We start from the raw sequence: 21989 nt of genomic DNA on the forward strand, positions 1-21989 counted from the left end.
CGCCCGCCCCGTCCGCCCTGCGTCTCGTGCTCGACACGAACACCGTGATGGCGCTGTGGGCGTTCGAGGACCCCCGGCTGCAGCACTTGCGCCAATGGGTCGAGGACGACCGCGCGGTGCTGTTGGCCAGCGCGGCAACGCTGGAGGAGCTGCGGCGCGTGCTCGCCTATCGCCAGTTCGCGATTGCGCCGGAGCGCCAGGCGGCCATCCTCGCGACCTACGCCGGCCGCACGTGCGCGGTACCGGCGCCCGACGCTGCCGCGGAACCGCCTCCCCTGCCCGCCTGCGGCGACCGTGACGACCAGAAATTCCTCGAAGCCGCGCGCGACGGCGGCGCGAACCATCTCGTCAGCCGCGACAAGCTGCTGCTGAAGCTCAACCGCCACCGCCTGGTGCGGCCGCTGTTCGCGATCCTGACGCCCGAGGCGCTCGACGCCGCGCTGCGCGCCGAGTCCGGCGCCTGAGGTTCCGCGCGGCGGCGAGCCTCAGGCCGCGCCGGCCAAGGCGCGGCGCAAGGCCGCCAGGTAGCGCAGGCCCGCGGCCGCGCGGCTGCCGTACCAGGATGCCATCTCGCCGTCGATCATCGCCGCCGGCCGCCCCGACAAGGCCGCGACTTCGGCGAGATGCCGCTCGCGGAAGCGGTAGGGTTCGCTCGACAGGAACACGCGCACGACTCCGGCCATCCACGGCGCCTGCCAGTCGATCTCCGGATAGCGCGCGCCGGCGTCGGCGGGCAGCGTGTCCCACCCGACGGCCGCGAGGGTCGCGGAGATGTAGGTGTCGCGCGCGACGCTCATCCACGGCTCGCGCCAGATGAGATACAGGACGTCCTCGCGCGGCAGCGCCCGTGCGAGCGCCTGCGTCTCGGCGAGTGCCGCCTGGAGATCCGCCGCAAGCCCTTCGGCCCGGTCCGCGCAGTGGAACACGCCACCGAACAGGCGATACAGCTCGAGATTGTCCGCCGGCGTGCAGGGATGGGTGACGATCACGTTGGGCACGAAGGCGGCCAGTTCCTCGACCGTCTCGCGCCGGTTCTCGTCGATATTGACGATCAGATGCGTCGGTGCGAGCCCGCGCACGACATCCATCTTCACGTCCTTCGTGCCGCCGACCTTGGGGATGGCCTTCAGGGCTGCACGCGGGTGTACGCAGAAGCCCGTGCGCCCCACCAGGCGATCGGACAGCCCGAGCTCGCACACCAGTTCGGTCAGCGAGGGGACGAGCGACACGATGCGTACTTCGCCGATGGCTGGCCGGTGTTCGGCGCCCTGGGCGTCGCGGAGGGGCGCTGCGACCTCGGCCACGGGTGATATTTTCATCGACGTGAAACTTGAACGGGAATCGCTCGCGATTGTAGGCGATCCGCGGCCAGCGCGCGCATCGCGGCGGATGCCTCCGTCCTAGCCGGCTTCCCCGGCAGCGGGCGACGCCAATTTTCCGCTGTTTCGGGATGTTGCGTTGCAGTATGCTTAGCCCCCCAACAGAACATCCAGGGGTTGTCGTGCTCCCTGCCGACCGTGTGGAACACCCGACCGGTGCGCCTGCCGCCCACCAGCGTGCCGGACTGGCCGGACTCGCTGTTTCGGCGATCGGGGTCGTCTATGGCGACATCGGCACCAGCCCGCTGTATACGCTGAAGGAAGTGTTCAACGGCCCGCACGCCGTGCCCGTGACCACGGAGAACGTGTACGGGATCCTGTCGCTGGTGTTCTGGGCGCTGATGCTGGTGGTGTCGGCCAAGTACGTGGTCTTCATCACGCGCGCCGACAACCGCGGCGAAGGCGGGATCATGGCGCTGACCTCGCTCGCGCTGCGCGTCGTCCCCGAAGGCCGCAAGGCCTGGGTGCTGTCGTCGCTGGGCGTGTTCGGCGCAGCGCTGTTCTACGGCGACGGCATGATCACGCCGGCCATCTCGGTGCTGTCGGCGGTCGAAGGCCTCGAAGTCGCCACGCCGGCCTTCGCGCCCTACGTGCTGCCGATCGCGCTCGTGGTCCTGGTGGGCCTCTTCATGATGCAGCGCCACGGCACCCAAAAGGTCGGTGCGGTGTTCGGGCCGGTGATGGTGTGCTGGTTCCTCCTGCTGGCGGGCTTGGGCATCTCGGGCATCCGCCTGCACCCGGAGATCCTCGGCGCACTGAATCCCGCGTGGGCTTTGGGTTTCCTCGCCGACAACCCGCTGCTGGGCTGGCTCGGACTGGGCGCCGTGGTGCTCGCGATCACCGGCGGCGAGGCGCTGTACGCCGACATGGGCCACTTCGGCCGCAAGCCGATCAAGCTCGCCTGGTTCACGGTCGTGTTCCCGTCGCTGTACCTGAACTACCTCGGCCAGGGTGCGCTGATCCTCGACCACCCGGACAACGTCCGCAACCCGTTCTACCTGCTGGTGCCCGACGAGTTCGTGTATCCGATGGTCGGCATGGCGACGCTGGCGACCATCATCGCCAGCCAGGCGGTGATCTCGGGCGCCTACTCGCTGACGCGCCAGGCGATGCAGCTCGGCTACGCGCCGCGGATGCGCACGATCTTCACCTCGGCGCGCGAGATGGGCCAGATCTACGTGCCGAGCATCAACTGGATGCTGCTCGGCGCAGTGATCGCGCTGGTCGTCGGCTTCCGCTCGTCGAGCGCACTGGCATCGGCCTACGGCATCGCGGTGACGATGACGATGATGATCGACACGGTGCTCGCCTTCGTCGTCGTGCGCGCGCTGTGGGGCTGGGGCAAGGTGCAGGCGGGCCTCTTCCTCGCGGTATTCGTCACCGTCGATATCGCCTTCTTCTCCGCGACCACGGTGAAGATCCTCGCCGGCGGCTGGTTCCCGCTGCTGATCGGGGCCGTGATCTTCACCTTCCTGACGACCTGGAAGCGCGGCCGCACAATGCTCAACAACCGCATCCGCACCGACACCATCCCGCTCGACCTCTTCATCCATTCGATGTTCACCAGCCCCCCGCCGCGCGTCGCCGGTACGGCAGTGTTCCTGACCACCTGGCTCGACGGCGTGCCGCGCGCACTGCTGCACAACATCCTGCACAACAAGGTGCTGCACGAGCGCGTGGTGCTGCTGATGGTGCATACCGCGGACGTCTCCCACGTCGAGGAAAAGGACCGCATCGAGGTCGAGGAGATCGACTACGGCTTCTACCGCCTGCGTCTGAACTTCGGCTTCATGGACGACCCGGACATCCCGGCCGAGCTGGCGCGCTGCGCCGAGCACGGGCTCGCCTTCGAGACCATGGAGACCTCGTTCTTCCTCGGCCGCGAGACCATAGTCCGGCGTATGGGCTCGGGCATGGCACGCTGGCGCGAGCGCCTCTTCATCGTCATGTTCCGCAATGCCGGCAGCGCCGCCGACTACTTCCACCTGCCGCCGAACCGGGTCGTGGAACTGGGCACCCAGGTCGAGCTCTGAGTTGAAGCAGTCGGACCTCCAGCCATGCGGGCGCGCGCAACGCCTTCGTCGGTGACGATGACGCGCATCCGCAACAACAACCGCCGCCCCGCGCCGCCCCTTTCGATGCGCCACCACCTGCTCGCCTTCGCGCTCGCGCTGTCGTGTTTCGCCGCACCGCCGACCCGCGCAGGAGCGGCGCCGGAGCAATGGCAAGGCGCCGCGTTCGCCGGCGACCGGACGGCCCTGGAAAAGCTCGCCGCGGCCGGCGCCAAGGTCGTCCGGGTCTATGGCGAGTCCGACGCGTGGGTGCTCGACGCGGCACAAGGCCTCGGCTTGCGGGTGGTGATGGGCCTGTCGATCGCGTATCCGCGCGCCCCTGAAGCGCTGCGCGCGCAGGAGCAGGCCATCCGCCGCTTCGTCGAACGCCACCGCAAGCATCCTGCGCTGCTTGCATGGGGCGTCGGCAACGAGGTCGAAGCCGGCGCGGCCGACCCCTTGCCGGTGTGGCGCGAGATCGACCGCCTCGCGGGCATCATCAAGACGATCGACCCTGCACACCCGACCCTGATGGTCGTCGTCGATGGCGGCATCGAACGCCTGAAGCTGCTCGCCATCTGCTGCGCGAACATCGACCTGCTGGGCATCAACGCCTATGCGGGGGCGGCTTACACCCTGCCGCAGCGCGTGCGCGACGCCGGCATCACGAAACCGGTCGTCATCGGCGAACTCGGGCCGCTGGGCCAGTGGCAGGCCGGGACGAAGCCGTGGGGCGCGCCGGTCGAGCCGACCAGCAGCGAGAAGGCCGTCTTCTTTCGCGATGTGCTCGCCTTCCTGCGCACGCAGCCGCAGATCGCGGGCGCCTTTCCCTTCCTGTGGGGGGCGAAGCAGGAGCAGACCGAGACCTGGCACGGCCTGCTGCTCGCGGACGGCAGCCTCACCGCGATGAGCGACGCGCTGACGCTGGCGTGGGGAAAACCCGTCGCGGAGCCTGCGCCGGCCATCCGCGGCATCGGCATCGCAGCGGACGCGTTCGCGCCGGGCCAGGAAGTCTCGGCCGGCGTGGATGCGGCGTCGTTCGATGGCTCGCCGCTGCGAACCGAGTGGAAAGTGCTGGCCGAAGCGACCGACCTGCGCGGGGGCAGCGGTATCGAAACGCCCCCGGCGCGCATTGCGGCCCCCGTGCTGCACGCCGCCGCGGCCAGCGTGCGCTTCCTCGCCCCGCAGCAGCCGGGCGCCTATCGCCTCTTCATCACTATCCGCGACCGCCAGGGCAAGGCGGCGACCGCGAACCTGCCCTTCCTCGTGCGCTGACGCGCGCCGTCAGTCCGCAAGCTGCGGCCGCGCCGCCTTGCCGCCGACGCGCCGGCCGACCACGTGCATCTCGCACTTCTTGCAATCGAAGCGCAACGTCAGCGGCTCGCGCACCATGCGCTCGCCGTCCGCCCGCTCCTGCCACAGCGTCATCGGCTCGGGGCGGACGCCCTTCACCTGCTTCGGGCACAGGTTGAAGCTGTAGCGCAGGCAGTGCTTGGTGATCATCAGCGACACGAGCCCGTCCTCGTGGTTCGCCTCGAAGGCGTCGGCGATCAGCCCGACGCCGTGCTTGCGGTAGAACTCGCGCGCGCGGGCGTTGAAGACGTTGCCGAGGTAATTGAGCGATGTGTCGGGATAGCGCGCGGGCGGATCGACCGGAAGCGCACGCGGTGGGCGCTGCCACGCCGCTGCCCGCGCGTCGGTGAGCGCCTCGACCGCGGCACGGCGCAGCGCGTTGAGCTGCCCTACCGGCACGAACCAGGGCTGCGCCGTGTCGAGCGCCACGTCGTCGGCAGCGGCGACGAACATCGTGCCGCCGAGCTTCGCGAGGCTGTCGCGCAGCGTCGCCTGCGCGCGCACCGGGTCGCGCGCCTCGGCCTTGTCGCAGGCGAGCGTGGCAGTCGCGGAGATGCCGGTTTCGTCGCTCATCGTCAGCGCCAGCCCGTCGGCCGCATCGGCAAGGCACAGGCGCACCGGTACGCGGCGCTCGGCCGACTTGCCCGCGAGCTGATTCTCGAACGCGTGATCGACGTTGCGGTACAGCGTCGCGCCGCTCACGAGCCCCTGCGGCAGGTCGACCAGCTGGATGCGGTCGCCATCGACGCGATTGACGCGCGCGCCCAGCAACTCGCCCGCGGCATTGAACCACGCCAGCCCGTCGCCGTTGGCGAGCGGCTCCGCGGCAGCGACGGTGACGAAGCGCCCGCTCACGCCCAGCACGCGACCGACCGGCGCGCCGACGAACTTGGGCGACTCGAAGGATTCGATGTCGCCGTGGCGGCCATTGACGAAGTAATCGGTACTGCCGCGATTGAAGGTCTTGTCCGGGCGCGGCGTGAAGGAGAAGGTCGAACGGCCCGCCGAGCTGCGCGCGAGTTCGGGTCGGACTTCGAGGATACCGTCGAGCGCCTGGCGGTAATGGGCGGTCACGTTCTTCACGTAGGCCAGATCCTTCAGCCGGCCCTCGATCTTGAACGAACGGATGCCGGCGTCGACCAGCGCCTCGAGGTTCGCCGTCTGGTCGTTGTCCTTCAGCGACAGCAGGTGCCGCCGCTCGGCCACCGGCGTGCCGTCGGCATCCTTCAGCGACCACGGCAGGCGGCACATCTGCGCGCATTCGCCACGGTTCGCGCTGCGCCCGGTGAAAGCGTGACTGATCGTGCACTGGCCCGAATAGCTGACGCACAGCGCGCCGTGGATGAAGAATTCCAGCGCGCAACGCTCGCGCTCGGTTACCTCGGCGATCGCGCGAATCTGTTCCAGGTCGAGCTCACGCGCCAGCACGATCTGCGAGAAGCCCACGTCCTGCAGGAAGCGCGCCTTCGCCGGCGTGCGGATGTCGCACTGCGTGCTCGCGTGCAGCTGGATCGGCGGCAGGTCCAGCTCCAGCAGGCCCATGTCCTGCACGATCAACGCATCGACGCCGGCCTCGTACGCCTGAACGACCACCCTGCGCGCCTCTTCCAGCTCGTCGTCGCGCAGGATGGTGTTGAGGGCGAGCAGCACGCTCGCGGAATAGCGGTGCGCGTGCGCGGCGAGCGCCGCGATGTCCGACATGCTGTTGCCGGCCGACGCGCGCGCGCCAAACGACGGCCCGCCGATATACACGGCGTCGGCCCCGTGCTCGATGGCGGCGATGCCGGATTCGAGGTTGCGGGCGGGAGCGAGGAGTTCGAGGGCGAAGGCGTGCGACATCGGGAAAAGCGGACGAATCGAGGGACGCCCGGAGTGTCGTGGACGGTCCCGCATGATAGGCCCTTTCCCGCCGCGCCGTCGTGCATCGCGCGCCCCGAAAGAGTCGTAACAAATCGTCACAACCCGTGAAATCCTTCACATGAACGCCCGCCTGCCTGTACCTCCGGCCAATACCGTCCGGACGCCCCCGGCCCTATTCTGTTACCGAGTGTAAAAGGATTCCCGCGCAGCCGCCCCGGCGGCTTCGCCAGACGATCAGAGGAGCAGGAAAAATGGCACAAGCGATTGCGGTAGTCGTGGCGGTCACGGGCAGGGCATTTGCGCGCGACGTAAAAGGCAACCTGCGTCCGCTCAAGGCGGGTGACACGCTGCAGGAAGGCGAAGTGGTCATCACGATGTCCGGTGGCCATGTCGAACTGGCGATGGCGGACGGTGCACCGATGGAGATCGCGGCCGACCAGACCGTGACCCTCACCGCGGAAGTGTCCGCGACGACCCGTCCGGGCCGCGAGGACGCCCAAGTCTCGCAGGATACCGTCGACCGGGTGATCCAGGCTCTTGAACAGGGTGGCAACCTCGACGACATCGAAGCGCCTGCGGCCGGTCTGGCTGGCGGTGGCGGCGGCGAAGGCAACAGCTTCGTGCGCCTGTTGCGGATCACGGAGGGGGTGAATCCGCTCGAGTTCCGCTTTGCGCAGGAATCGACGGCGCTGCTCCAGCCGGAAGAGTCGGCACCCATCACGGAGGAGCCCGAACCGCTCGGTGCGACGGTGACGCTCGGCGACGTCACGGTGTTCGAAGGCTCGGGCACGGCGACGATCACCGCAACCGTCAACAGCCCGGTCACCGGCACTGACCTCGTCATTACCCTGAGCAACGGCGCAGTCATCGTCATCCCGGTCGGTTCGACCACCGGAACCTCGACCCCCTTCCCGATCCAGGACGAAGACCCCTACATCGACGCCGAAACCTTCCCGGTCTCGGTCGTCGACACCAGCGGCAGCGGCTTCGGCACGGTCACCCCGACCGGCCCGGCGACCGTGGTGGTGAACGATACGATCGACCCGACCAATTCCTCGCTCACCGTCACGCTCGAAGCGGCACCGTCGCTCACCGAGGACGGTGCGACCCTGACGTATGTCGTCACGCTGAGCGCAGCGGTGCGTCCGGGCGACGACCCGGTGACGATCACATTCACCGATCTCGCCGGGAACACGCAGACGATCGTGATCAGCGAAGGCACGAGTGGCTCGATCGCGGTTCCCATTCCCGAATCGCTGTTCGAGGACGTGTACAAGGAAGCGGACGCAGTGCTGCCCGTCGCGACCAATGTCGCGATCTCGGGTGGCTCCGACTTCGAAGCGCTCAGTCCGCCCACGGTCGGCAACGTGACGCTGGTCGACACCATCGATGTCGTCACGGTGCGCCTGAGCGCCACCCTGAGCACCAGCGAGGACGGCGGCTCGATCACCTACACCGCAGCCCTCTTCGATGCGGCCAACAACCCGGTGACCACCGCCAACGCCATCACCGTCACCCTCGACGACAACAGCACCATCACGATCGCCGCCGGCGCCAGCAGCGGCACGCTGGACGTGGCGGTCAATCGCGACGACGTCTATCTCGAGACCGATAGCATCAGCCGCTCCATCGCCAACGTCAGCGAGGCCAACGCCGGCACCGTTGGCGCCTTCGAGAGCCTCACATTCAGCAACACCCCGGCCACCACCACCATCGTCGATGACAGCGACGCGGTCACGGTGCGCCTGAGCGCCACCCTGAGCACCAGCGAGGACGGCGGCTCGATCACCTACACCGCGGCCCTCTTCGATGCGGCCAACAACCCGGTGACCACCGCCAACGCCATCACCGTCACCCTCGACGACAACAGCACCATCACGATCGCCGCCGGCGCCAGCAGCGGCACGCTGGACGTGGCGGTCAATCGCGACGACGTCTATCTCGAGACCGATAGCATCAGCCGCTCCATCGCCAACGTCAGCGAGGCCAACGCCGGCACCGTTGGCGCCTTCGAGAGCCTCACATTCAGCAACACCCCGGCCACCACCACCATCGTCGATGACAGCGACCCGACAACGCTAACGCTGACCGGCAGCGCGAACGTCATACCAGGCGGAACGATCACTTACACGGCAACGCTCGATCACGAAGTCCGCGCAGGCGACGCGCCGGTACTTGTCACGTTGTCGAACGACCTATCCTTCGAGATCACGTCAGGCAACACAGGCTCGATTACGACAACAGCCCCGAATGATGGAATAACACCATCTATCGGCCCAGTGACCGCGACGGCAACCCAAACCGTCAGCGGATCGCAAGGCTCGTTCGAGGCTTTGACCGCTGTCGGGACGGTAATGACCGACATCAACTACACGCCTTCGCTCACGACATCGAACCAGACGGTCGATGAAACCGGCGGACTGGACAGCGTGGTCGGGACATTGGCGGTCAATTACGGAGGGGACGCCGCCGGAACGCTGGCCCTCGCAGCCGCTAACGCCACATGGTCCGCAGGCACGCAGACGCTCACGGCCAATGACGGAAGTTGGAAGGTTACCGTCAATGGCAACGGCACTTACACCTTCACCCAACTCAAGGCAATGGCGCATCCGGACGCATTGAATCCGGACGACCCCATTGACCTGACGATCACTGCTAATGTCGTGGATGGCGACGGGTCAGCCGCATCGCAGAACTTTACGGTGACGGTACTCGACGACGGTCCGACCGTAACGGGAACGACCAATCTGATCTTCTCTAACCAGGACGCCACCACCGGCGCAAGCGGCATCTTCGCGTACGATATCGGGACGGATGCTCGGACGACTTACAGCGGCGCAAGCAGTTCGGACTTCCGTACCGTCGCTCTAGTGAGCGGGCTCGTGGGCACCACGCCGATCACGATCGGAGCGACTCCAGTTACCTGGGTCTCGGAGACCAACGACGAAGCAGTGTTCTCCTTTACCTTCCAATACGCGGCCAATCCGCTCACGCCCGGCATCCTGAGCGCAGCATCCGGCCTGCTGATTTTCGACAAGGATGCGGGCACGTACACCGTGAAACTGGATGCCCCGGTGCAGAGCTTCACCGTTCTAAATACCGGCAGCACGATTTCGAAGGAAGAATTCAACCTCGTAGGTAACGCGGAGAGTCAGCCAGAGATTGTCGTCTCGAAACTCGCTGACGACTTCTACGTTCGCTTTACGGGAACGTCCGGATCCGCAACAAAAGGAACCTTCGGTACCAGTAGCGGGGACTCGGCCTTCACGCCGAACGAAACATTCTCTGGGCCTCAGGACTACGTAAACGTCAACACTACCCAAAGTGGTGTTGGCGACGGCGTGGTCGGACCGGGCGAAGTCCTCAACATGGAGTTCTACACGAGCAGTCCTGGCAACAACCAAACCCCCGTTCAGGGAACTGCACGGGCCGATGCACTCTATCTGAAGATCGCTCAATTCCACGGCACGGAGGACTTCGTCGTTGTCCTTAAGCTGGTCGACCCTGACAACAACCAGATCATCACGCGCGCAATCGTGGTCGACAGCGGGGATATCTTCACCGGCACGAACCCATATGGCATTTCGCTCGGCAACGGAGAAGGGGTCGTGATCATCGAAAGCAACGACTTCAATGGCGTCGGCGAGAACTACCAGATCTACGGAGCCCAACTGTTGTCCTCTACCGAGAACGTGACCGGATCGGGCATCAACCTGAATCGGGACACAGGCTCTACTGGGGCATCCACCGGCACCCAGACATTCGAGACGAGTGGCGGCCCCACTGCCGCTGACACTTCGGACAATGACGTCGTCAAATTCACCGACATCGGCTTCCTGTCCAGCACCACGAGCACTCAGGACACCAAACTGACGTTCGGCGTGACGGTTGCCGACGCAGACGGTGACACCACGGCCACCCAAACTCTAAGTGTGACGATCGAGGGCAACACGCACTTCCTCGGAACGGCGAGCGCTGACGTGATGTATGGGAGCGACGGCAATGACACACTGCAGGCCGGGGCGGGCAGCGACACGATCTACGGTGGCGCCGGCGCAGATACCTTCAAGTGGAGCCTTGCGGATGCGAGTTCGACCACCGTGCCGACCGACATCATCAAGGACTTCAACAATGCAACCTACAGTAGCCTTACCGAAGGCGACCGCCTTGACTTGAAGGATCTGCTCGAAGGCGCCTCGGCACCGATCGGGTCCCTGGACAACTACCTGCACTTCAGCAAGACGGGTACTTCGACGACTATCGAGGTTCGTTCGGGCGGCAGTGACGGCGTCATTGACCAGATGATTGTGCTGGAAAATATCGACCTAACCAACGGCGGCACGCTCACCACCGACCAGGCCATCATCAACGACCTGATCTCCAAGGGCAAACTCATCACCGACTGACGCCCTGACGATCCGCCCGGCGGCCCCATGGCCGCCGGGCTTTTTTTCGTCCGTACCCCGCTCACAGCATCCCGCGCAGCTCCCTCAGCAGCACCGACAGCATCGGCATCTCGATCGCCTGTGCGATCTTCACGTCGGCGAGCAGGTGGCGGTAGCGGTCGATCTGCTGCGTGCGGCGGGCTTCCCACGCGGCGATGAGGTCGTCGGGCTGGCCGAGGTCGGGCGAGGTCTTGAGGATGTCGGCCGCGAGACTGCGGGCGAGGTTCGACAGGTCCACGCGCAGCGCGCCGCGCGCGAGGTTCTGCCAGCGCGTGTCGGCCGGCAGGGCGGCGATCTGGGCGCCGAGCCAGTACAGATCGAGGTGCCCGCCGAGGGTGAAATACACCGCGGCCACCGTCCCCTCGGGGCGGCCGGTGTCGGCGACGATCTCGACGAGATCGAGCGCCGAATACAGCTCGTCGAGCAGGGCGATGCGCAGGGCGAGCTCACCGGGTACGCCGCGCTCGACGTAGCGCGCGGTCACGGCATCGAGCTGCACGCGGTAGTCGTCCGACACCAGGCGGTACAGGTGCTCGGTCAGGGCATCGACGCCGGGACGGAAGCGGGCGAGCGTGGCCTGCAGGTCGGCGAGCGATTCGCGGTGGCGCAGGAACCAGGTCGTGCCGCGCTGCACGAGGCGGCCGCAGTCGATGATCATGGCGGTCTGGACGGCGTCGTCGACGCGGTTGTCGAGCTCCTCGATGGCGCGCCAGATCGGCACCAGACCGAAGATCTCGCGCGTCACCATGTAGGCGCGCACGATCTCCCCCGCCGTCACCCCGAGTTCGCCCTGCAGCCGGCTGACGAAGGTGGGGCCGACGCGGTTGATCATGCTGTTGATGACGTGCGTCGAGATGATCTCGCGGCGCAGCGCGTGCCTGGGGATGTGCGCGGCGAAGCGTTCGCGCAGCGGCGCCGGGAAGTAGCGCGACAGCGCGCTGCCGATATAGGGATCCTCCGGCACGTCGGACGCGAGCACCTCGTCGTAGAGTTCGATCTTGCTGTAGGCGAGCAGTACGGCGAGTTCGGGCGTGACGAGGCCGATGCGCGCGGCGGCGCGTTCGGCGATCTCGTCGTCAAGCGGCAGGAACTCGAGCTTGCGGTTCAGGCGTCCGGCGAAACTCAGGCGGCGGATGAATTCGGCCTGCTCGTCGAGCAGCGCCACGCCGCGCGCGCGCGTCACCGACAGCACCTGCGTCTGCGCGTAGTTGTCGCGCAGCACGAGCGCGGCGACCTCGTCGGTCATCTCGACGAGCAGGGCGTCGCGCTGCTTGCCGGTGAGCTCGCCTTCGGCGATCACGCTGTTGAGCAGGATCTTGATGTTCACCTCGTGGTCGGAGCAGTCCACGCCGCCGGAGTTGTCGATCGCGTCGGTGTACAGCTTGCCGCCCTTCAGCGCGAACTCGATGCGCCCGAGCTGGGTCATGCCGAGGTTGCCGCCTTCGCCGATGACGCGGCAGCGCAGCTCGGCGCCGTTCACGCGCACCGCGTCGTTGGCGCGGTCACCGACCGAGGCGTCGGTCTCGCTCGTCGCCTTCACGTAGGTGCCGATGCCGCCGTTGTAGAGCAGGTCGACCGGCGCGCACAGGATCGCGCGGATCAGTTCGGACGGCGTCAGCGCCTCGGCCTCGACGCCGAGCACGGCCTGCATCTGCGGCGACAGCGCAATCGACTTGGCACTGCGCGGCCACACCCCGCCGCCCGCGGAAATCTTCGTGCGGTCGTAGTCGTTCCACGACGAGCGCGGCAGCGCAAAGAGCCGTTCGCGCTCGACGAAGGACGATTCCGCATCGGGATCCGGATCGATGAAGACGTGGCGATGGTCGAAGGCCGCGATGAGACGGGTCTTGCGCGAGCGCAACATGCCGTTGCCGAACACGTCGCCCGACATGTCGCCAACGCCGACTGCGGTGAAGGGCTGCTCCTGCGTGTCGATGCCGAGCTCGCGGAAGTGGCGCTTCACCGACTCCCACGCCCCGCGCGCGGTGATCGCCATCTTCTTATGGTCATAGCCAGCCGAGCCGCCCGAGGCGAAGGCGTCGCCGAGCCAGAAACCATATTCGGCCGCGACGGCATTCGCGTAGTCGGAAAAGCTCGCCGTGCCCTTGTCCGCGGCGACGACCAGATAGGGGTCGTCGCCGTCGTGGCGCACCACGTCCGGCGGCGGCACGACGCGGCCCTGCACGAGGTTGTCGGTGAGATCGAGCAGGCCGTGCAGGTATAGGCGGTAGCACGCGATGCCCTCCGCGAGCACGGCTTCGCGGTCGGTCGGCGGCGGCGGGTTCTTGACGACGAAGCCGCCTTTGGAGCCGACCGGCACGATCACCGCGTTCTTGACGATCTGCGCCTTCACCAGGCCCAGCACCTCGGTGCGATAGTCCTCCATGCGGTCCGACCAGCGCAGCCCGCCGCGCGCGACCTTGCCGCCGCGCAGGTGCACGCCCTCGAAGCGCGGCGCATAGACGAAGATCTCGTACATCGGCATCGGCTGCGGCAGGTTCGGGATGCGTTTCGGGTCGAACTTGAAGGACAGGTAGGGCTTGATCCCGCCATGCGGGCCGCGCTGGTAATAGTTCGTGCGCAGCGTCGCCTTCACCATTGCAAGGAACTGGCGCAAGATGCGGTCCTCGTCGAGATTGGCGACGCCGTTGAGCGCGTCGTCGATGCCCGCGAGCACCCTCGCCTCGTGGCGCGCACGATCCTCGACGCGGGCGGGATCCATCCGCAGGGAGAACAGCTCGACGAGCTGGCGCGCGAGCCGCGGCCAGGCCGCGAGGGTCTGCTCCATGTAGGCCTGGCTGAACGTGAATGCCGCCTGCCGCATGTGCTTCGCGTAGGCGCGCAGCACCGTGATCTCGCGCCAGGTGAGACCCGCCAGCAGGGTCAGGCGGTTGAAATCGTCGCTCTCGATCTCGCCGCGCCACGCGCGCAGGAAGGCGTCGTGAAAGAGCGGGCGCAGGGTGTCGACGTCGAGCTCCTCCGCCCCCGCGTAGGCCAGCCCGAAGTCGTGGATCCACACGCATTCTCCGTCCTGGCGCGCGATCTCGGACGGGCGCTCGTCGATGACCTTCACGCCCATGCGTTCGAGCATCGGCAGGCTCTGCGACAGCGGCACCGGCGCGCCGACGCGGTAGATCTTGAAGTTGAGCCGCCCGGCGGGCGCCTCGAGCGGAATGTAGAGACTCATCGCGAGGCCGTCGCCGGTGATCGACTCCATCTGCTCGATGTCGAACACCGCCACGCGCGGCGAAAACTCCTCGCGATAACCTGCCGGAAAGGCGCCACCGTAGCGCCGCAACAGGGCCATGCCGCGCTCTTCGCCGCAGTGCTCGAGCAGCACGCGCTGCAGTTCGTCCTCCCAGCGCCGTGTTGCACGCACGATGCGCTGTTCGAGCTCATGCACCTCGAACGGCGGGATCTCGGAGCCGCGCGTGCGCACGATGATCAGGACGCGCGCGAGCGCCGACTCGAAGAACTGCACGTCGAATTCGGAACTCGCGCCGTTGAAGGCTTCCATCAGCACGGCCTGCATGCGCATGCGCTGGTCGGTGTTGTAGTGCTCGCGCGGCACGTAGATCAGGCAGGCGACGAAGCGCGCGAAGGGATCGCAGCGCACGAAGAGCCGCGTGCGCTGCCGCTCGCCCAGGTGCAGGATGCCCATCGCCTGGTGGTAGAGCTCCTCGGTCTCGATCTGGAAGAGTTCATCGCGCGGATAGCGCTCGAGGATGGTCAGCAGCGCCTTCGCCGCGTGGCTCCGGGGCATCAGGCCGGCGCGCGCGATCACTGCATCGACCTTGCGGCGCAGGAAGGGAATCAGCTTGGGGCTGGCACTGTAGGCGGTGGACGCGAGCAGGCCGATCACGCGATGCTCGCCGCACACGTGGCCGTCCGCGTCGAAGCGCTTGATGCTGAAGCGGTCGATGTAGCCGACGCGATGCACGGTCGAGCGCGTGTTCGACTTGGTGACGGTGAGCAGGACGGGCAGGTTGGGCAGCGTCGATTTGAGTTCCGCCGGCAGCGCGCCGAACGAGCGCGACTGCTGTTCGCCCTCCTTCTCGCGCAGCAGCCCGAGCCCCGAGCCCGCGACGATGGACAATTCGGGGGTACCGCCGGCGGGCGCGGTCAGCGCATAGTCGCGGCAGCCGAGCAGGACGAGGTTGTCGTCCATCAGCCACTTCAGGAACGCGACGCTCTCGTCGATTTCCTCCGCGGGAACCGGCGGCGGCTTGTGCTCGATCTCGGCGATGACGTCCGCGACGCGCTGCTGCATCGCCGGCCAGTCGGCAACCGCCACGCGCACGTCGGCGAGCACGCGCTCCAGACCTTCCCGCAGCGCATCGAGGTCCGCCGCATCGGTGCGCCGGTCCACTTCGACGTGGATGATCGACTCGTAGCGCCCCGCATCCGCGTCGTCGGCGACGCCCTGGTAGATGCCTTCGGCGTCGCGCACGATGCGCATCACCGGGTGGATGATCAGGTGCAGCGTGAGGCCCTGGCGGTTGACCTCCATCGCGATCGAATCGACGAGGAAGGGCATGTCGTCATTGACGATCTCGATCACGGTGTGGGTCGATTCCCAGCCGTGTTCCTCGAGCTTGGGGTTATACACCCGCAGGCGCGTGCCGCCGCGGTGCTTGCGCGCGAAGTGCCAGTGGCTGAGCACCGCGCCGTACAGGTCGTCGACCGTGTAGTCGGCGATATCCTCGGGCGCGACCTGACCGAACCAGCGCCGGGCGAAGGCGCCGATGGACGCTGCCTGGTCGGCGGGCAACTTGAGTTCGATCTGCTCCAGGATCGCTTCGAAACTTGCGGCACCGCTTTCTATATGGCGTGTCTGCATCGCTGTCTCCCGCGTGACGGGGGCTGCGCCGCGACAAGCCGACCAGTCGGGCAACCGCCCACCTTATCCGGCCAACCATACCCGCATCGCGTGCCGCGGGGAAGGCCCATAGGGCGGGAGGAGCCGGAGGCGGATCCCGCCACACGAACGTCGGGCGTGACCACGTGCAGTTTTGGCGGGATGCGCTGCGCTCCTCCCACCCCACGGAAGCGCGTGCGCTTGCCTTGGCGGAAGTGCCTTTAGGGACGCTACAGCGGAAGTCCCCGCGGCTTGCGTCCGGCGCGGGCGAACAGGGCGTCGAACACGGGGTTCGGCAGGACCCGCAGCACGCGCGCGACGACGCCCATCTGCCACGGCACGACGGCGTAGCCGCGGCCCGCAGCGATGACTTTCGCCATGCGCCGCGCGGCCTCGTCGGCCTGCAGCATGAAGGGCATCGGATACTGGTTCACGGCGGTCATCGGCGTCGCGATGTAGCCCGGCGCGAGCGTCACCACGCGCACGCCGCTGCCGCGCAGTTCGACGCGCAGGCTTTCGAGGTAGGCGATCGCCGCGGCCTTGGACGCGCTGTACGCGCCCGCCCCGGGCAGGCCGCGGATGCCGGCGACCGAGGCGATGCCGACGAGCCGCCCGGAGCCGCGCTGGCGCATCGCCTCGACGAAGGGCTGGAAGCTCGCGACCATGCCGTTCACATTGGTGCGCATGACGCGCTCGAAGGCCGCGAGGTCTTCGGGGCATTCGGTGAGCGTGCCGACCGACACGCCCGCATTCGCGATGACGATGTCGGGCACGCCGACCTGCGCGAGGTAGGCTTCGGCCGCCCGCGTGAGGGCATCGCGGTCGCCGACGTCGGCCGGCAGCGCGAGGTGCTCGCCGGGCAGCTCGGCGGCCAGTTGCGCCAGCGCGTCCGCGCGCCGGGCGACGAGGCCCAGCTGCGCCCCGCGCGCGGCGTAATGGCGCGCGAAGGCCTGACCGAGGCCGCTGGAAGCACCGGTCAGGAAAACGCGAAGTCCGGCCGGAGCCGGACTTGCGGAGGAAGCAGATGGGGTAGCGTGCTTCACGAATATTCGCAGCGCGGGCGCGACAGCCTCGCGCTACGGACCGGTCAACCCTTGCCCTTCTCCGAGCGCGCGCGCGCAACCAGCTCGTTGACGGTCTTGAGCATGCCCTCGTGGCTGCCGGCGGTCGAGGCCGAGACCATGAAGCGGCCGTCGACGGCCATCATCGGCACGCCGCTGACGCGATAGGCGGCGGCGATCTGGTTCGCGCGCTGCAGGCGCGACTGCACACCGAAGGACTTCCACGTGTCGCTGAAGCGCTTGGCGTCGGTGACGCTGCCGATCCATTCGAGCAGCACGTCTTCCTTCTGCAGCTGGCGCTTCTGTTCATGGATCGCGGCGAACACGGCCGCGCCATGTTTGCCCGCCTCGCCCATCGCATCGAGGGTGTAGTAGATGCGCGCGAGGTTGGTCCATTCGGCGCGGTTGAAGGTGATCGGCACCTTGATGAAATTGACGTCGCCCGGCAGCGTCTTCGTCCAGGTGTTGAGCAGCGGCTCGAAGTCGTGGCAGTGCGGGCAGCCATACGAGAAGAATTCGATCACTTCGATCTTGCCCGGGACTTCGGTCGCCACCTTGGTCGCCAGGGTCTGGAACGGCTGGCCGGACTTCTGGGCCCAGGCCGCACCGCCAAGAAAGGAGAGGGCGGACAGCGCGGACAGTTGCTTGAGGGCGGCACGACGATTCATTCAATACTCCCGAGTGGATGACAGGGTCTCAGACGGCAGACCCTGCAAGTTGTTCCCGAAATCTTTTCAGCATATCCGAAGTCCCGCACCGGCGAACGCTCAGGGGTTGGCCTTCACGACCGTCGCGGTGAAACCGGCTTCGGACAGGCGCGCGCGCACCGGATTCATCTCTTCCGGCTTGGCAAAGGGGCCGATGCGAACGCGGTGCATCGTGCGGCCGTCGGCCAACTGCGCGCGCTGGGCGCTCGCCTCGATGCCGTTTAGCGCGAGCTTGGCCTTCAGGTTGTCGGCCTCGGCCGGATTTTCGAATGCCCCGATCTGCAGGTAAAGCTTCTCGGGCGCCGCCGGTGCCGCGGCGGCGGGCGTCGCCGGCTTGCTCTCGGTCGGCGCCCCCTCGCCCTGCGGCAGGATCTTGTAGAACTCGAAGTCCGGCTTCACGACCGGGCGGTCGCCCGGCTTGCCCGGCAGCGAGACCGGCGACTGATCGCCCGCGGGCGGACGTGCCGCAGCGGGCGCCGGCGCGGCGGGCGTCTGGAAGGGTGAATTGCGCGTGAAATACCAGGCGGCGCCGGCTGCGAACAATGCGCCGAGCACCAGCCCGATGAAGATGCCGACAACCACGCCGCCGCGACTCTTCGCCGGTCGGCTCGATTTCCTGCTGGTCTTGCGGTCACGACTCACGGAGTTCTCCGGCGATCACATCGACTGCGGCGCCGACACGCCCAACAGCGCGAGGCCGTTGGCGAGCACCTGGCGCACGGCGGCAGCGAGCGCCAGGCGCGCGAGCTTCACGGCCTCGTCGTCGACCAGCATGCGCTCGGCGTTGTACCAGCTGTGGAACTCGCCGGCGAGATCCTTGAGGTAGAACGCGATCTGGTGCGGCGCGTAGTCGGCGGCGGCGCCCTGGATCAGCTCGGCAAAGGCGCCCAGGCGCGCGCACAGCGCCAGTTCGCGCTCGTTCTCGAGACGCGCGAGGTCGGCCGCGGCGAGCTCGCCGACTTCGCCGCCCCACTGCTGCAGCACCGAGCAAACGCGCGCGTGCGCGTACTGCACGTAGTACACCGGGTTCTCGTTGCTCTGGCTCTTGGCGAGGTCGAGGTCGAAGTCGAGGTGCTGGTCGCTCTTGCGCAGCACGTAGAAGAAGCGGCAGGCGTCGTTGCCGACTTCGCGGCGCAGCTCGCGCAGCGTCACGAATTCGCCCGAGCGGGTCGACATCGCCGCCTTCTGGCCGTTGCGGTACAACACCGCGAACTGCACCAGCGCGACTTCGAGCTTCTCCGGCGGCAGCCCGAGCGCGGCGATCGCGCCCTTCACGCGCGCGATGTAGCCGTGGTGGTCGGCGCCCCAGATGTCGATGATGCGGTCGAAGCCGCGCTCGTACTTGTTCAGGTGGTAGGCGATGTCGGACGCGAAGTACGTATACAGGCCGTTGTCGCGCTGCACGACGCGATCCTTCTCGTCGCCGAAGGCGGTCGAACGGAACCACTTGGCGCCGTCCTGCACGTAGATGTGGCCGCGCTTCTCGAGCTCGGCGACCGCGCGCTCTACCAGCCCGGTGTCGAACAGGCTCTTCTCGGAGAACCACTTGTCGAAATGCACGCCGAACTCGTGCAGGTCGTCGCGGCCGTCGCCGAGCTGCTCGTTGAGCGCGAAGCCATGCACGAAGGGGTGGTCCTCGCCGAGCAGGCGCTTGGCGTTGGCGATCAGCACGTCGAGGTGTTCCTCGCGCTGGTTCTTCGCCTCGTCGTCCTTGCGCTCGGGCGCGGGCAGGCCCGGTGCGCCGTCGAGGATCTGCGCGACGGTGACCTTGGCGAAGCGGTCCTTGTGCCCTTCGCGCATCTCGCGCGCCATCTCGATGACATAGTCACCCTGGTAGGCGTTGGGCGGGAAGTCGATCTCGATGCCGTGGAAGGCGAGGTAGCGCAGCCAGGTCGACAGCGCGAGGATGTCCATCTGCCGGCCGGCGTCGTTGATGTAGTACTCGCGCGTGACATCAAAACCGGCGAAGTCGAGCACCGCGGAGAGCGAGGCGCCGTACGCCGCGCCGCGGCCGTGGCCGACGTGCAGCGGGCCGGTCGGGTTGGCCGAGACGAACTCGACCTGCACCTTGTTGCCGAGACGCGCGCCGCGGCCGAACTCGGCGCCGCGCGCGAGCACGTCGGCGACGACGACAGTCTTCGCACCGGAATTCAGCGTGAAGTTGATGAAGCCGGCGCCGGCCACCTCGGCCTTCGCGACCAGCGTTGATTCCGGCAGCTCGGCGAGCAGCATGTTCGCCAGATCGCGCGGGCTGCGGCGCAGCGGCTTGGCGAGCTGCAGCGCGAGGTTGGTGGCGAAGTCGCCGTGACCAGCCTGCTTGGGGCGCTCCAGCTGGATCGGCGTTTCGGTCAGATCGGGGGCGACGCTTTTCAGCGCGGCACGCAGCAGGTCGGCGAGCAGGACTTTGGGATCGGAGACTTTCGGATCGGCGCTCATGGCACTCGGAGTTGCGTAAAAGGGCGGAATTATAGCGGATAGCAAGGGTCCGCCCCTTACGCCTCGCTCATGCCATGCTGAAGACGGCTTTCGCGGCGTAGCCTTTCGGGCTAAAGTCCGCCCTTTCCCCCGCCCGGCAATCCAAAGTGCGTCTCTTCCGTCTCGCCAAGATCATCACCGTCGGCCTGCGCTTCGGCCTCGACCAGATGGTGCTCGAAGCCGATTCGAGCGGACGCCTGGGCAGGCTGTGGCACGTGGTGTTCTTCTGGCGCCACCCCACGGCGCCGCGCGGCGAACGCCTGCGCCAGGCGCTGGAGTCGCTCGGCCCGATCTTCGTCAAGTTCGGCCAGATGCTGTCGACGCGCCGCGACCTGCTGCCGCCCGACCTCGCCGACGAGCTCGCGATGCTGCAGGACCGCGTCCCGCCCTTCCCGACCGAGCAGGCGCTGAAGTTGCTGCAGGACTTCTACGGCAAGCCGGTCGACGAGGTGTTCGTCGACTTCGAGCGCACGCCGGTCGCCTCCGCGTCGGTCGCGCAGGTGCATTTCGCGCGCTTGCCCGACGGCACCGAGGTCGCGGTGAAGATCCTGCGCCCCGGCATCGAACCGGTCATCGCGCACGACCTCGCGCTGCTCGACACCGCGGCGACGCTGCTGGAGAAGCTGTGGCCCGAGGCGCGGCGCCTGAAACCGCGCGAAGTCGTCGCCGAGTTCAGCAAGTACCTGCACGACGAGCTCGACCTGATGCGCGAGGCGTCGAACTGCTCGCAACTGCGGCGCAACTTCACGAACTCCAGGCTGCTGCAGGTTCCCGAGGTGTATTGGGACTGGTGCGGCAAGTCGGTGATGGTGATGGAGCGCATGCGCGGCGTGCCGATCTCGCAGCTCGATGCGCTGCGCGCGCAGGGCACGGACCTGAAGGCGCTGTCGCGCGCGGGCGTGGAGATCTTCTTCACGCAGGTGTTCCGCGACGGCTTCTTCCACGCCGACATGCACCCCGGCAACATCTTCGTGCATGCCGACGGACGCTACATCGCGCTCGACTTCGGCATCGTCGGCACGCTCAACGAGGAGGACAAGAGCTACCTCGCGCAGAACTTCCTCGGCTTCTTCAAGCGCGACTACAACCGCGTCGCGCGCGCCCACATCGAGGCCGGCTGGGTGCCGGCGCACACCCGAGTGGACGAGTTCGAGAGCGCGATCCGTGCGGTGTGCGAGCCGATCTTCGACCGTCCGCTGAAGGACATCTCCTTCGGCAAGACGCTGCTGCGCCTGTTCCAGACCGCCCGCCGCTTCGAGATGGAAGTGCAGCCGCAGCTCGTGCTGCTGCAGAAGACGCTGCTCAACATCGAGGGCCTCGGGCGCCAGCTCGACCCCGATCTCGACCTGTGGAAGACCGCCAAGCCTTTCCTGGAACGGTGGATGGACGAGCAGATGGGCTGGCGCGGCCTGCTGCGCAACCTCAAGGACGAGGCGCCGTCCTGGGCCGGCACGCTGCCGCAGATCCCCCGCCTGGTGCATCGCGTGCTCGACTCCACCGCGCATCGCCACGAGGTGCAGAGCGGCGAGCTGGAACGCCTCGCCAGCGCGCAGCGGACCCAGGCGCGCGCGCTGTGGGTCGTCGGCTTGCTGCTCGCGACGCTCGTCGGGCTGGAGCTGTACCGCATCTTCGGCTGAGCCCTGCCACCAAGCCCTTCATTTGGAACCGGCAGGCAATTGCGCGGTGCGAGGTTGAGTGCTGCACGGTCGCCCCCTCCCCTTCAAGGGGAGGGCTGGGGTGGGGATGGGTTTAACGGGCGCTGCAGAAACCCATCCCCCTCCTAACCTCCCCCTTGAAGGG

General features: G+C 67.4%; 12 protein-coding genes. 5 read left to right on the forward strand and 7 right to left on the reverse strand.

The annotated features are described in order from the left end of the window. Positions 1-464: putative toxin-antitoxin system toxin component, PIN family (locus tag GPA27_RS24040; RefSeq protein ID WP_373322818.1), on the forward strand; the 464-nt coding region annotated here is incomplete at its 5' end. 21 nt (positions 465-485) lie between these two features. Here the strand turns inward: GPA27_RS24040 and GPA27_RS24045 are convergent. Then, positions 486-1319, reverse strand: a complete 834-nt coding sequence (locus GPA27_RS24045; RefSeq protein WP_169142967.1) for a helical backbone metal receptor — start codon at positions 1317-1319, stop codon at positions 486-488. Positions 1320-1501: 182 nt separating this feature from the next. Here GPA27_RS24045 and GPA27_RS24050 point away from each other — a divergent pair, with 182 nt between their 5' ends. Both GPA27_RS24050 and GPA27_RS24055 read left to right on the forward strand, forming a co-directional pair. Then, positions 1502-3412: a potassium transporter Kup gene (locus GPA27_RS24050; RefSeq protein ID WP_169142968.1), complete on the forward strand. Its 1911-nt coding sequence runs from the start codon at positions 1502-1504 to the stop codon at positions 3410-3412. 105 nt (positions 3413-3517) lie between these two features. Continuing rightward, positions 3518-4705, forward strand: coding sequence for a glycoside hydrolase family 2 TIM barrel-domain containing protein (locus GPA27_RS24055; protein WP_169142977.1), 1188 nt, complete (start codon positions 3518-3520; stop codon positions 4703-4705). A 9-nt stretch (positions 4706-4714) separates the two neighbouring features. Here the strand turns inward: GPA27_RS24055 and GPA27_RS24060 are convergent, their stop codons facing one another. Next, a complete protein-coding gene (locus GPA27_RS24060; RefSeq protein WP_169142969.1) occupies positions 4715-6622 on the reverse strand; it encodes a peptidase U32 family protein in 1908 nt (635 codons plus the stop codon). A gap of 272 nt (positions 6623-6894) precedes the next feature. Between GPA27_RS24060 and GPA27_RS24065 the strand changes: the two genes are divergently transcribed. Then, positions 6895-11049 (forward strand): retention module-containing protein, encoded by a 4155-nt coding sequence (locus tag GPA27_RS24065; RefSeq protein ID WP_169142970.1) that lies wholly within the window; start codon positions 6895-6897, stop codon positions 11047-11049. Between the two features lie 61 nt (positions 11050-11110). Here the strand turns inward: GPA27_RS24065 and GPA27_RS24070 are convergent, their stop codons facing one another. From GPA27_RS24070 to argS, 5 genes are all read right to left on the reverse strand, one after another. Further along, positions 11111-15928: an NAD-glutamate dehydrogenase gene (locus GPA27_RS24070; protein ID WP_169142971.1), complete on the reverse strand. Its 4818-nt coding sequence runs from the start codon at positions 15926-15928 to the stop codon at positions 11111-11113. Between the two features lie 248 nt (positions 15929-16176). Further along, positions 16177-16989, reverse strand: coding sequence for an SDR family oxidoreductase (locus tag GPA27_RS24075; RefSeq protein WP_256223105.1), 813 nt, complete (start codon positions 16987-16989; stop codon positions 16177-16179). Between the two features lie 44 nt (positions 16990-17033). Next, complete coding sequence (locus GPA27_RS24080; protein WP_169142972.1) at positions 17034-17675, reverse strand: thiol:disulfide interchange protein DsbA/DsbL; 642 nt, start codon at positions 17673-17675, stop codon at positions 17034-17036. Positions 17676-17774: 99 nt separating this feature from the next. Continuing rightward, positions 17775-18356 (reverse strand): SPOR domain-containing protein, encoded by a 582-nt coding sequence (locus GPA27_RS24085; RefSeq protein WP_169142973.1) that lies wholly within the window; start codon positions 18354-18356, stop codon positions 17775-17777. A gap of 15 nt (positions 18357-18371) precedes the next feature. Further along, positions 18372-20150, reverse strand: coding sequence for an arginine--tRNA ligase (gene argS / locus GPA27_RS24090; protein WP_169142974.1), 1779 nt, complete (start codon positions 20148-20150; stop codon positions 18372-18374). A 146-nt stretch (positions 20151-20296) separates the two neighbouring features. Here argS and ubiB point away from each other — a divergent pair, with 146 nt between their 5' ends. Further along, entirely contained in the window at positions 20297-21826 is a 1530-nt protein-coding gene (ubiB, locus tag GPA27_RS24095; RefSeq protein ID WP_169142975.1) for a ubiquinone biosynthesis regulatory protein kinase UbiB, read from the forward strand. The last annotated feature ends 163 nt before the right edge of the window (positions 21827-21989 follow it).

It is taken from the genome of Aromatoleum toluolicum (assembly GCF_012911005.2).
Lineage (GTDB): Bacteria > Pseudomonadota > Gammaproteobacteria > Burkholderiales > Rhodocyclaceae > Aromatoleum > Aromatoleum toluolicum.